The following is a 12,903-nucleotide window of genomic DNA, read 5'->3' on the forward strand; positions in this document are numbered from 1 at the left end:
GCGGCCTATCTTCGAATTTCTGAGGACCGCGTAACATGAGGGATCTCGACCGGCGCCAGCTGCTGCGCGGCGCTTCCATGATCGGCGGGGGGCTGGCGGTCAGCGCCATGCTGCCCAGCTGGGCGCAAAGCGCCACGCCGGGCCTGCTCTCGACCCTGCCCACCGTGTCGGGCGAGGACATCAAGCTCACCATCGGTCACACGCCGTTCAAGGTGGACGGCCGCAAGGGCCACGCCGTGACGATCAACGGCACGGTGCCCGGGCCGCTGGTGCGGCTGAAGGAAGGCCAGGACGTTCGGCTGTCGGTGACCAACCGCCTGGACGAGGACACCTCGATTCACTGGCATGGCCTGCTGCTGCCGTTCCAGATGGACGGCGTGCCCGGCGTCAGCTTCCCCGGCATCAAGCCGGGCGAGACCTTCAACTACGAGTTCAAGGTCCGTCAGAACGGCACCTACTGGTACCATAGCCACTCGGGGCTGCAGGAGCAGATGGGCCACTACGGTCCCATCGTCATCGACCCGGCCGGCGCCGATCCCGTCGCCTATGACCGCGAGCATGTGGTCGTGCTGTCGGACTACAGCTTCATGCATCCGCACACGATGATGCGGAAGCTGAAGGCCCATGCCGGCTACTTCAACATGCAGAAGCAGACGGTCGGCGGCCTGCTCGCGGGCAAGGACCAGCCGCTGAAGGACCGCGTCGAGTGGTCGAAGATGCGCATGGACCCGACCGACGTTCTCGACGTCACCGGCTCGACCTACACCTTCCTGATCAACGGCCATGGGCCGAAGGACAACTGGACCGGCCTGTTCAAGCCCGGCGAGCGGGTGCGGCTGCGGTTCGTCAACGCCGCCGCCATGACCATCTTCAATGTCCGCATTCCGGGCCTGAAGCTGAGCGTGGTCCAGGCCGACGGCCAGAACGTGCGGCCCGTCGAGGTCGACGAGTTCCAGATCTCGCCGGCCGAGACCTACGATTTCATCGTTCAGCCCACGGAAGATCAGGCCTACACCCTGGTGGCTGAGGCCGCCGACCGTTCGGGCATGGCGCGCGCCACCCTGGCCCCGCGCCCGGGCATGGTCGCCGCCGTGCCGCCGCTGCGTGAGCGGCCGCTGCTGAACATGCGCGACATGGGCATGGACATGTCCAGCATGGCCGGGATGGACCATGGCGACATGGACCACAGCGCGATGATGCTGGACCCGCGCAACGCGCCGAGCGTGAAGATGGGGCCTGGCGTGCAGATGATCTCGCCGATGCCGGCCGATCGCACCGGCGATCCCGGCCAGGGCCTGGAGAATGTCGGCCACAAGGTGCTGGTCTATACCGACCTGGCCTCTCTGGACCCGAACCCCGATCCAAGGCCGCCGTCACGGGAGATGGAGATCCATCTCACCGGCAACATGGAGCGCTTCATGTGGGCGTTCGACGGCGAGAAGTTCAGCCATCTGAAGGCGCCGATCCCGTTCCGCTTCAACGAGCGGGTGCGCGTGGTGCTGATCAACGACTCGATGATGGCGCACCCGATCCACCTGCACGGCCACTTCTTCGAGGTGGTGACCGGCAAGCCTGGGCACAATCCGCGCAAGCACACGGTCAATGTGCTGCCGGGTGGCAAGGTGGCCTTCGACCTGACGGCCGATGAGCCGGGGGACTGGGCGTTCCACTGCCACCTGCTGTTCCACATGCACGCGGGCATGTTCAATGTCGTCACCGTGCGGCCGCTCGATGGAGGCGCCGCATGAGCCGGTTGATGCTGATCGGCCTGCTGCCGCTCGTTCTTTCCACGCCCGCCCTGGCGCAGGCCGCTGATCCGCACGCCGGGCATGTCATGCCGCCGCCCGCGGCCCCGGCCGACCCTCATGCAGGCCACGTCATGCCGGCGGCGCCTGCTCCGGCCGATCCCCATGCGGGCCATGACATGCCGGCCATGTCGGCGGCTCCGGCTGATGAGGCGATCGGGACCGAGCCCGCTCCCCCAGTCCCGACCGACCGTGCGGCCGAGCGCTTCTACAGCCCGCAGGCCATGGCCGCGGCGCGTGCGCAACTCGCGCTCGAGCATGGCGGCGGCACGGCCTGGAAGGTCATGCTCTCGACCGCCGAGGTCCGGCCTCAGTCCGGCGACGACGCCTATGCCTGGGAAGGCGAGGCCTGGTACGGCGGCGACCAGCACCGGCTGGTGCTGAAGTCGTCTGGTGAGGGCGTCTTCGGCGGCGACCTGCACAGCGCCGAACTTCAGGCGCTCTATTCGCGCCCGATCGGGCCGTATTTCGATTGGCAGGTTGGGGTGCGGCACGACTTCGAGCCCGGCCCGTCGCGCACCTATGCGACGCTCGGCTTCGAAGGCGTCGCGCCCTACTGGTTCGAGCTGGAGGGCGCGGCCTTCCTGTCCGACAAGGGCGACCTGTCGGCGCGGCTGGAAGGTTCCTACGACTTCCGCCTGACCCAGAAGCTGGTGCTGGAGCCTCGCGCCGAACTCAGCCTCGCGGCCCAGAAGGTGCGCGAACTGGGGATCGGCTCGGGGGTCACCGACGCCGAGGTTGGCCTGCGCCTGCGCTATGAGTTCAAACGCGAGTTCGGCCCCTATGTCGGGGTCATGCACGAGCGGAAGTTCGGCGAGACCGCCGACCTGGCCCGTGCGGCGGGCGAAGACCGCGACAGCACCACTTTCGTCGTCGGCGTCCGGGCCTGGTTCTAGGGGCCGGGGCGAGGCGTTCGATTTTTCCGCGGTTTCGGCCGCACCCAACAGGCGCTGAACGCGCATCTCTGGAGACGCAAATGAAGACCATCATCCTGGCGCTCGCCGCCGCCCTCACCGTGACCTCCGCCGCCGCGGCGCAGCACGCGGGCCATGCCGATCATTCGGGTCAGGCCGCGGCGCCGGCCGCCGGAACCGTCGAAGGGGTCGGCGTGGTGAAGAAGATCGACGCCAAGACCGGCTCGGTCACCATCGCCCATGATCCGATCAAGGCGCTCAACTGGCCGGCGATGGTCATGCCCTTCAAGGTCGCCGACAAGGCGCTGATCGGGCAGATGAAGGTGGGCGCGAAGATCCGCTTCCAACTGAACGGTCAGGTGATCGTCGGCGTCCGCCCCTTCTAAGAACGTGAGGCCCTGGCGGCGCGGCGAGGCTCGCCCGCCGCCAGATCCCTCCGAACCTCGGGCGAACTGGTCCCCTTGTCACGGCGCGCCGCAGGCAAAAGTGAGGGATCGTGGCGGTCGGTGCGTATCCCAATCGAGCGGCTGAGATCGCTACGCGATCCGGTCGGGGTGGGTTCGAGGAGGGATAAGAAAAGTTCGTCTCAAATCTGAATAGCAATCGACTTCGTTCGGCTAATAGCTGTTCGAGAGCGATTTCATTCGAGCTACTTTCAATAAATATCGGCCCTCCGATCAATTCAATGAGGTCGTAGGCGAAACTGTAGGCGCGTTGTCGGCGCGACCATTTGCTTCTTTGGTCGACTATGTATCAAGCGCGGCTGCATATTGTTTGATCATTTTGACAATTTGTTGCGGGTCGACCGCAAGTGTTGATCAAAATCAAAATAACGACGTTTTCGGTGCAAGGTGGCGAGGTGTTGGAATTCTATTCCGATACGGTCCATTTTTTGGGATATTTTTCCCTATTGGCGCAGATTTTGGAGTAGATCGTTCCCGGTTTGCGCCACTTAATATGTATATACATGTCTTGACGCCTCGGGGTGGGACGCCAAGACAGTTCGACGAATGAAGGGCGCGGCCGGGCAGGTCGAGCTGTGGATCTGAGGGAATGAGGGGGTCGGCATGAGCCGTATTTCGAAGAATCTTCTGTTCGCCAGCGCACTGCTGACGACGGCCATGGTGGGTGGTCAGGCCTTTGCTCAAAGCGCCGAGCGCGCCGTTGAGGAAGTGGTCGTCACCGGTAGCCGCATCAAGCGGGTGGACATCAGCGGCGTTGGGCCAGCGACGGTGGTCAGCCAGGAGCAGATCTCCAACACCGGCATCGCCAATGTCGAAACGCTGCTGCAGCGCCTTCCGGCCTCGGCCGGCGCCGCCGGCGGCCAGACCAGCGCCTACTGGACCGGCAACGGCTACGGCACGGCGCAGGTGAACCTGCGCGGCCTGGGCATCAACCGCACCCTGACCCTGATCAACGGCCGCCGGGTCGTGAACGGCGGCACCGGGGCCAACAGCGCGCCCGACCTCAACATGATCCCGACGGCGATCATCGGCCGGATGGACATCCTGAAGGACGGCGCCTCGGCCATCTACGGCGCCGACGCCGTGGCCGGCGTGGTCAACATCATCACCATCAAGGATTTCGACGGGCTGAAGGTCTCGGGCAAGTACGGGATCACCGACGAGAACGACGGCGCCGAATACACCGTCGACCTGCTCTGGGGCATGCGCGGAGATCGCGGCAGCGTGACCGCGGCGCTCACCTATCAGAAGACCGAAGCCGTCAATCTGGCGAGCCGGGCGCCCTGCGCCCTCGGCGAGAGCAATGGCGCGCTGATCTGCTCGTACAGCGGCAACACCCTGGGCGGCCGTGCGCGCCTGGCTGACGGCCGGGTCGTCAATTTCAGCCAGACGGCGGGCGCTGACGGCCAGTTCTTCGAGCCCTACAATGGGGCCAAGCACGGCTTCAACTCGAACCCGTTCCTGAACGCGGTCTCGCCCATCGAGCGGGTCAGCACCGCCTTCTTGGCCGACTACGACCTGACCGACAATGTCAGCCTGTTCGGCGAGTTCTTCTTCACTCACCGCAAGAGCAACCAGCTGGCCACCCCTGGCGGGCTGACCCACAATCCGGCCACCCCCACCGGCGCCTACGATCCGCTGCGTGATTTCACGATCAAGGCTTCGAACCCGAACAACCCGACCGGCCAGGATCTGGTCCTGCTGGCGCGCCGGATCGGCGAGGGCGGCCCGCGTAAGTTCTTCCAGGAAACCGACACCTATCGCTTGGTGGCCGGCGCCCGCGGCACGATCGTCGGCGATTGGACCTGGGAAGCAGCGGTGAACTGGGGCCGCAACACCGGCATCGACGCCATGACCAACATCGCCAACCTGGAGCGCGTACAGCAGACGTTGGACTGTACGCCTGGGGCGACCACACCTTGCGGCGACTATCTGGGCGCCGGCAGCCTGTCGAAGGAAGTGCTGGACTACGTCCTCTACACCTCGCGCGACACCGGCGGTAACGAGCAGCGCAGCGTGACGCTCGATTTTTCGGGCACCGTGTTCGAGCTGCCGGCTGGTCCGGTGGGCGCGGCCGCGGGCCTGCTCTATCGCGAGGAAAAGGGTTGGCGTGACCCCGACGCCCGGACGGTCCTAGGCATCGCCAACTCCAACCGGCAGGAGTCCATCTCCGGCAAGATGCAGGCCAAGGAAGCCTACCTGGAAGTCTCGGCGCCGCTGCTGGCCGACCTGCCGATGATGAAGCTCTTGGTCGCCGACGCGGCCATCCGCTATTCCGATTACGACCTGTTCGGCAGCAACCAGACCTACAAGGGCAGCCTCAACTGGTCGGTGATCGAAGGCCTGCGCCTGCGCGCCACCTACGGCACCGGCTTCCGCGTTCCCAGCGTGCCGCAACTGTTCGGGGGCACCTCCGAAGGCAACCTGACGACCGCTGATCCCTGCAGCGGCTACAGTACGAGCGGCAACGCCACCCTGGTCGCCAACTGCAAGGCCTCGGGCGTTCCGGCCGGCTTCAAGCAGCTCGGCAACACCATCCTGACCACCAATGGCGGCAACGAGGACCTGCAGCCGGAGAAGGCCAAGACCCTGACCTTGGGCGTGGTCTTCACGCCGCCGCAGGTCAGCGGCCTGTCGGTGACGGTCGACTATTTCGACATCAAGATCACCGACGCGATCCGCTCGATCCCCGGCTCCACCAAGCTGGCGGTCTGCTACGCCTCGGCCGGCCTGACCCATCCGTTCTGCGGGCCGTCCAACTACACCCGCAGCAAGCTGACCGGCGAGGTCAACTTCCTCTCCTCCATCCCGGTCAACACCGGCAAGGAAGAGATGAAGGGCGTCGACATCGGCATCCACTACGACTTCGACCTGGGCCCGACGCGCGCCAGCTTCGACTGGAACACGACCTATCTCGGCGAGTATCTGATCACCGCCTATGAAGGCGCTGCGCCGATCCAGTTCGACGGCCGGATCGGGAGCGGCAATGGCGGCTTCCCGAAGTGGCGTTCGAACGCCAGCTTCTCGGTCACCGATGAGGCCTGGACCGGCACCTATTCGGTTCAGATGATCGGCAAGGCCATCGACTTCAACGCCGCGCCAAACGACATCGGCTACCAGGCGCCGCGGGTGTTCTACCACAACGCCCAGATCGCCTATCGCTTCGCCGAGAAGGCCGACATCGCCGTCGGCGTCGACAACCTCTTCGATCGCAAGGCGCCGTTCATCAAGAGCTACACGGACGGCAACACCGACACCATGACCTACGACCTGCTCGGTCGTCGGGGTTATGTGCGCCTGACCTACCAGTTCTAGGTCAGACGGCTTGGCGCCGGGCGGGTCCCCCATATCCCGTCCGGCGTCGTTTCCCAGAACAGTGCGGCGTTGAGAGAAACCTGAGATGCGCTTGCCAGCCTTGGCGCGAAAAACCCACAAGTGGCTCGCCCTGATCATGGGCGTGCAGGCGGTCTTTTGGACCGTAAGCGGCCTCTATATGACCGCGGTCCACATCGACACCATCCACGGCGACCACCTGGTGCGCGCGGCCGAGCCGGCGCCCATCGCCCTGGGCGGGTTGGTCGAACCCGGCTCGCTGATCCCCGGCGGCACGCGGTCGGTGAAGCTGGAAACCCAGCTTGGCCAGCCGGTCTATATCGTCGACGCGATCCCCGGTCGCATGTTGTTCGACGCCCGCAGCGGCGAGCTGCTGTCGCCGATCGGCGAGGACGCGGCGCGCGATCGGGCGCTGTCCTACTATGCCGGCGTGGGTGGTATCGAGAAGATCGAGCTGCTTGATGCGGCCCCCAGTGAAATCAAGAACCGTCCGGTTCCGATCTGGCGGGTGGAGTTCGCCGGCCTGTGGCGCCCGACGCTCTACATCTCGCCGTTGACCGGCGAGCTGGTGGCCAAGCGCCACGATCTTTGGCGCACCTTCGACTTCGTCTGGATGTTCCACATCATGGACTACGAAGAGCGCACGGACATGAACAACACCCTGCTGCGTGTCGCCACCTGGATGTCCGTCGCCACCTCGCTGACCGGCGGCTGGCTCCTGCTCTACAGTTTCCGGCGCCGTCGCCGCGCGCGCAAAGCCGGCGCCTGAGGTCCCCATGTTCCTGATCCGCACCCTGCACAAATGGTTCGGCCTGATCCTTGGCCTGCAGTTCGTCCTCTGGTCGATCAGCGGCGCGATGATGGCCCTGCTCGACCACCACAAGGTCTCGGGCGAGCCCTCGGTTCGTGAGCCGGCGGCCGCTATCGCTCCGGCCGAGCCCCTGACCCTGGCGCGCCTGTCGCAGGCGGTCGGCGCCCCGATCCAGGGCCTGAAGCTGAGGCCGCTGGGCGACGGCTATGTCTATGAGGCTATGACGCCGGCCGGCGTGAAGCTGGTCGATGCGACCAGCGGCCAGACGATCGCGGTCGACGAGGCCAAGGCCGCCGCGTTGGCGATCGCCGCCTTCAGCGGTTCGGAGAAGGTGGCCTCGGTTCGCAAGGTCGAGACCGGCGACGTCGAGACCCGGTCGCTGCCGCTGCCGCTCTGGCGAGTGGAGTTCGCCGACAAGGAGCAGACGACGCTGCTGCTCTCGACCACGACCGGCGAGGTTCTGGAGCGCCGCAACAACACCTGGCGGCTGTGGGACATCTTCTGGATGATCCACATCATGGACTACACCAAGCGCGAGAGCTTCAACCATCCGCTGATCATCACGGTGGCGAGCGGCGTGGCCTGGCTGGCCCTCAGCGGGGTGATCCTGCTGTTCCGCAGCTTCCGCCGTCAGGACTTCGCCTATGTCCTGGACCCCATCGAGCGTCTGCAGGACGAGCGCAAGACGCGCAAGGTCGCGAACCAGCCGTGATCGGTGAACGCACAGACGCCGAGACTGACGGGGCGATGCTCCCCGGCCGCGGCGCTTGGCTTTACAAGAAGATCCGCGCCGACATCTACCAGGCGATCGCGTCGGGGACTTGGGCGCCGGGCGCGCGCATCCCGTTCGAGCATGAGCTGATGGCCGCCTACGGCTGCTCCCGAATGACCGTGAGCAAGGCCTTGGCGCCGCTGGCGAAGGGCGGGTTGATCGTCCGCCGCCGCCGCGCGGGAACCTTCGTGGCGCCCGGGCCGCAGCGGTAGCGCTTGCAACGGCGCTGATCGGCGAGCCTTCTTGTCGGACGGGGGCGGCTCAGGACCAGCGGAGCGGCCATGTCAGAGGTAAAGTACGAGATCGTCGAACACGACGGAGGCTGGGCCTACCGGGTCGGCGGCACCTATTCTGAAACCTTCGCCAGCCATGACGCAGCCTCGCGGGCGGCCCACGCCGCGGCGCGCGAACAGGAGCGGCCGGGCGCGACCACGAGCATCGAATATGAGGACGAGAAGGGGCGGTGGCACGCCGAAGTCTCCTCCGGCGACGACCGCCCGCAGGCCGATGTCGATGACTAGATCGCCGCGCTCGGCGGCAGGTCGCGGGACTTGAGCTCAGTCCACAGATAGAGGCCGAGCACGATCAGGGCGAAGACGCCCGCGCCCGCCCACATGAACTGCTCGGGGAAGCTCGTCGGTGCGAGCGCGATGGGCGAGGGATTGTTGGTGGCGACGATCAGCCCGGCCAGGGCGACGTTGAACAGGCTCTCGCCGACGATGAAGCCGGACGCCAGCAGCACGCCCATGCGCTGGGCGGCCGCGCCGTTCGGCTTCTTGGCGACCCAGCGGTCGTAGATCCATCCGATCACCGCCCCGATCACCACAGGCAGGGTGACGGCGGCGGGCAGGTAGATCGCGATGCCGACGCCCAGCGGCGGCAGGCTGTACTTGCCGGTGCGCCGCAACAGCTCGTCGACCACGACCAGCACCAGGCCGAGCGCGGCGCCGACGCCGATATAGGTCCACGGCAGGTCGCCCTGGATCACGCCCTTGGCCAGGGTCGAGATCAGCACCGCCTGCGGCGCGGCCAGCGGCTGGTCGGAGATGGTGTCGAGGTTCGCCGCGCCGGCGAAGCCGAAGGCCTTGTTCAGCACGTCGAGGATCGGCGGGATCACGCAGGCGCCGGCCACGACGCCGACGATCAGCGCCACCTGCTGCTTCCAGGGCGTGGCGTCGACCAGCTGGCCGGTCTTCAGGTCCTGCAGGTTATCGTTGGCGATGGTGGCGACGTTCAGCAGCACGGCGGTGACGAACAGGGCGTAGGCGACCAGCGCCGCATGACCGGTCGGTCCCACCGTCTTGGCCGCCAGGGCGACCAGCAGCAGGGCCGCGCCCAGCACCGACAGGATGGCCAAGCCCGACACCGGACTGTTGGACGAGCCGATCAGGCCGGCCATGTAGCCGCAGACCGCTGCGACCAGGAACCCGGCCACCACCACATAGAGCACCCCGCCGACGATCAGCGGCGTCAACACCGACTGCAGCGGACCGGCCGAGAGGAAGGAGTGGAACAGCACCGCCAGCGGGGCCAGGCTGCCGAGCAGGGTGGCGCCGACGATCCAGATGGGGATGTCGCGCTCGGTGCGCGGCAGGCTCGCGCCCTGACCGCTGGAACGGATGCTGGAGGCGCGGATGGCGGAGGCCAGGCCCGCCCAGACCGGCGCGGCCAGCTTGGCCAGGGTCCAGATCGCCGCCGCGCCGATCGCGCCCGCGCCGATGAACCGGACATCGGGGGCCCAGGCGGCCTGGGCGATCTCGGCCGCCGTGCCGGGGAGGGCCGGGTGCAGATGGGTCATGATCGGCACCGCCACCCCCCAGGTGATGACCAGGCCGGCCAGCATGGCCATGCCGACGGCGATGCCCATCAGGTGCCCGGCGCCCAGCAGCGCCAGTTGCAGGCCGCCGGCCATGCCGGTCGCGGTGGTGGCGGTGGGCTTGAACCAGTAGGCGATCTCGCCGGCCATGACGCGCGCGCCGACCAGGGCGGCCACCGCCGCCGAGGCGATCGAGCCGACCAGCACGGCCCAGAGCCCGGCCTTGGCCTCGCCGCCGCCGGCCGCCTCGCGTGAGGCCGAGCCGACCTTCAGCACCTCGGCCGCCGCGCGGCCTTCGGGATAGGGCAGGTCGGAATTGGTCACCAGGGCTCGGCGCAGGGGGATGGTGTACATGACCCCCAGCACCCCGCCGATCACGCAGATCCAGAATGAGGTCCAGAACGGAAAGCCGGTCCACCAGCCGACCATCACCAGACCTGGCAGGACGAAGATGATCGACGACAGCGTGCCCGCCGCCGAGGCCACCGTCTGGACGATGTTGTTTTCCCAGATGGTCGAGGTCTTCAGCGCCCGCAGCAGCGCCATGGAGATCACCGCCGCCGGGATCGAGGAGGCGAAGGTCAGTCCCACCCGCAGGCCGAGATAGACATTGGCGGCCGTGAACACGACCGTGATCAGGCAGCCCAGGGCCACCCCCCGGAGGGTCAGTTCGACCCGCTTGTCCTCGGCGCGCATCGATGGTCCCCCAGCGGCGTTGAGGACCTATTTGGTGACAGATTGCGGGGCGAGCCGCCAGCCGGGAAGATTTCGCCCGCCTGGGGCCTCTAGCGGGGGTTGGCCATCAGGTGCTTGGCGATGGCGTCGTAGGCGGGCAGCGAGGTGGGATCGAGGCTGACGTTCGAGGCCAGCGGGAAGGAGGCGAAGCGCACGATGCTCATCTGGGCCTTGGGGTCGACGTAGCAGGCCTGGCCGTGGACGCCGCGGGCCATGAACGCGCCGTGGTCGTTATGCGAGACCCACCACTGGTTATGATAGCTCCAGCCGGGCAGGGTCTGGTAGCTGGCCTTGGCGAAGTCGGCCTTGCTGGCGCCGCGCGCGATGTCGGCGACCACGGCGGCGGGGATGATCTGCTGGCCGTTGAAGCGGCCGCCCTGGCGCATCATCTCGCAGAACCGCGCGAAGTCGCGAAGCTCCAGGTTCAGGCCGCCGGCGGCGTAGGCCGCGCCGCTGGAATCGACCTGCATATAGGCGTCCCGCTCCATGCCCAGCGGCCGCCAGAGCCGCTCGCTCAGCACCTCGGCCAGCGGTTGGCCGGTGACCCGGCTGACCAGCCAGCCGACGACCTCGGTGTTGGGTGATTTGTAGGTGAAGGCCTGGCCGTGCTCGCCGGCCTTCTTGAGGGTCTTCAGGTAGTCGAAGGTCGTCCTCGGGCCGTCATAGCCCGCCGGCCGGGGCAGCATGCCGCCGGCGCGGACGAAGTTCCAGGCGTCCGACTTCGGGTCGGCATAGACCTCGGAGTACTCAAGGCCGGTGGTCATATCGAGCACCTGGCGCACGGTCGCGTCGCCGAACGCACTGTCCTTCAACTCCGGCAGGTAGCGGGCGACCTTGGCGCTCGGATCGAGCTTGCCCTCGGCGATCAGCGTCGCGGCGACGGTCCCGACGAACGACTTGGTCACCGAGTGGGCGATGTGCTGGCCCTCAGGCTTCAGCGCGCCGAAATAGCGCTCATAGACGATGGCGCCCTTGTGCATCACGACGATGCCGTCGGTGTAGTTGGCGGCGACCGACTGTTCCCAGGTCATTGGCGCTGCGCCCCCCAGCGGCGTGAAGGTGACGGCGTCAAGATCGGCGCGCTCGGCGCGCGGCAGCGCGGCGACCGGCCCTGCCCCGCGATAGACCTCGGTGGTCGGGTACAGCTCGCGCCAGTGCGAGAACGTCCAGCGGATCTGGGGGAACTGCAGGAAGCTGCTGTCCTCGAAGCGAATGGTGCGTTCGGGCGGCGGCGGGGAGCCGACCATCCAGCCCATCGTGACCGGATCGGTGGCCTTCGCGTCGGGGAAGTTCGCTGGGGCCTGGGCCATGGCGGCGCCTCCGGTCAGGGCGGTCAGTACAAGCGCCAGAACATGCTTCTTCATCGCCGTCTCCCCGCAGATTTTCGGCCGGCCCATCCGCCTGAAAGCGTGGGCTCGGTCATTAGGTCTTTATTTGAAAGTAACTAGGCCGAGGCCATCCGTCAAACGGAGACGCGGGCCTGTGTGGAAGCGCTCGCGTCGGCGTCTCGGCTCGTTTGTTCTGACATCCTACGCGTCCAGGGGCGGGGCCTCCGCGCGAGTTGTCGGCAATTCGGCGGGACGTCGCAGACGAGCATCGAGGCGCTTGTGAAAGTCGCTCCACCGCCCGTCGGGCCACCTACCGCATTTGCCGGTCCGTGGGAGCCAATCGAAGCCGAACTCGGCGTGACCTTGCCGCAGGATTACAAGGACTTCGCGCGCCTCTACGGATCTGGCTCTTTCTTCGAGACCGTGGGCATCCATCTGCCGACCGCTCAAAGTCGCCATATTCGGCTCGTGCATGAGGCGCGAGTAATCTGTGACGACCTCCGGACGTTGGACAATCTGCCCCATGCGCTCTGGCCGGAGCCTGGCGGACTCTTGCCTTTCGGGAAGACCAACTACGGCGACTATCTCTGCTGGCTCACACGCGGCCGGCCCGCAAACTGGGGTGTCGTCGTCTGGGGGCGTGGCTTCTTGACCTTTGAGGCGTTCGACTGCGACCTGACTAGCTTCCTGGCGGGCCTGGCGACGGGCGAAATCCTGCCCGAGGAGTTCCCGGACGGGCTGCTGCCTTGCGATCAGCCTTTCGCGCCATACGCGCCTTGAACCGAATGGACGAGGCTCTCGGCCCGAGCGGAACTGATTTTCAGGAGGGGTTGGCGGTGCTGTCAATCTGACCGCAACTTGTCTCCTGGTGGCGCAGTAAGGGCCGGAGACGGCGGGCCGCGAGCGACCGCCACGCCGTCCGCCC

At 66.8% G+C, this 12,903-nt stretch carries 10 protein-coding genes and 1 pseudogene; 9 read left to right on the forward strand and 2 right to left on the reverse strand.

Features of this window, described 5'->3' with window-relative positions:
• The first annotated feature begins 35 nt into the window (after positions 1 to 35).
• The 8 genes and pseudogenes from ASE02_RS01890 to ASE02_RS01925 all read left to right on the forward strand — a co-directional run bounded on the left by ASE02_RS01890 (position 36) and on the right by ASE02_RS01925 (position 8,620).
• A complete protein-coding gene (locus ASE02_RS01890) occupies positions 36 to 1,748 on the forward strand; it encodes a copper resistance system multicopper oxidase (RefSeq protein ID WP_056730596.1) in 1,713 nt (570 codons plus the stop codon).
• On the forward strand, positions 1,745 to 2,701 hold the full coding sequence (locus tag ASE02_RS01895) for a copper resistance protein B (protein ID WP_056730598.1): 957 nt from the start codon (positions 1,745 to 1,747) through the stop codon (positions 2,699 to 2,701). Before ASE02_RS01890 ends, ASE02_RS01895 begins: the two co-directional genes overlap by 4 nt.
• 80 nt (positions 2,702 to 2,781) lie before the next feature.
• A complete protein-coding gene (locus ASE02_RS01900) occupies positions 2,782 to 3,105 on the forward strand; it encodes a copper-binding protein (protein ID WP_056730600.1) in 324 nt (107 codons plus the stop codon).
• A gap of 681 nt (positions 3,106 to 3,786) precedes the next feature.
• Positions 3,787 to 6,498 (forward strand): TonB-dependent receptor domain-containing protein, encoded by a 2,712-nt coding sequence (locus ASE02_RS01905; RefSeq protein ID WP_056730602.1) that lies wholly within the window; start codon positions 3,787 to 3,789, stop codon positions 6,496 to 6,498.
• An 85-nt stretch (positions 6,499 to 6,583) separates the two neighbouring features.
• Entirely contained in the window at positions 6,584 to 7,285 is a 702-nt protein-coding gene (locus ASE02_RS01910) for a hypothetical protein (RefSeq protein WP_056730605.1), read from the forward strand.
• Positions 7,286 to 7,292: 7 nt separating this feature from the next.
• The gene (locus ASE02_RS01915; RefSeq protein WP_056730607.1) at positions 7,293 to 8,039 is read left to right on the forward strand and encodes a PepSY domain-containing protein; all 747 of its coding nucleotides are present in this window, start codon (positions 7,293 to 7,295) and stop codon (positions 8,037 to 8,039) included.
• Between the two features lie 35 nt (positions 8,040 to 8,074).
• Positions 8,075 to 8,293: pseudogene (locus ASE02_RS01920) on the forward strand (GntR family transcriptional regulator); the annotation flags it as partial.
• Between the two features lie 87 nt (positions 8,294 to 8,380).
• Positions 8,381 to 8,620, forward strand: coding sequence for a DUF2188 domain-containing protein (locus tag ASE02_RS01925; protein WP_056730611.1), 240 nt, complete (start codon positions 8,381 to 8,383; stop codon positions 8,618 to 8,620).
• Here the strand turns inward: ASE02_RS01925 and ASE02_RS01930 are convergent.
• Positions 8,617 to 10,611, reverse strand: coding sequence for an OPT family oligopeptide transporter (locus ASE02_RS01930; protein ID WP_056730613.1), 1,995 nt, complete (start codon positions 10,609 to 10,611; stop codon positions 8,617 to 8,619). The genes ASE02_RS01925 and ASE02_RS01930 overlap by 4 nt on opposite strands.
• Positions 10,612 to 10,700: 89 nt before the next feature.
• Positions 10,701 to 12,014 (reverse strand): serine hydrolase, encoded by a 1,314-nt coding sequence (locus ASE02_RS01935; RefSeq protein WP_056730615.1) that lies wholly within the window; start codon positions 12,012 to 12,014, stop codon positions 10,701 to 10,703.
• Between the two features lie 243 nt (positions 12,015 to 12,257).
• Here ASE02_RS01935 and ASE02_RS21910 point away from each other — a divergent pair, with 243 nt between their 5' ends.
• The gene (locus tag ASE02_RS21910; RefSeq protein ID WP_162257126.1) at positions 12,258 to 12,758 is read left to right on the forward strand and encodes an SMI1/KNR4 family protein; all 501 of its coding nucleotides are present in this window, start codon (positions 12,258 to 12,260) and stop codon (positions 12,756 to 12,758) included.
• Positions 12,759 to 12,903: the final 145 nt, after the last annotated feature.

This window comes from Phenylobacterium sp. Root700 (genome assembly GCF_001429025.1).
In the GTDB taxonomy this organism is placed as follows: domain Bacteria; phylum Pseudomonadota; class Alphaproteobacteria; order Caulobacterales; family Caulobacteraceae; genus Phenylobacterium.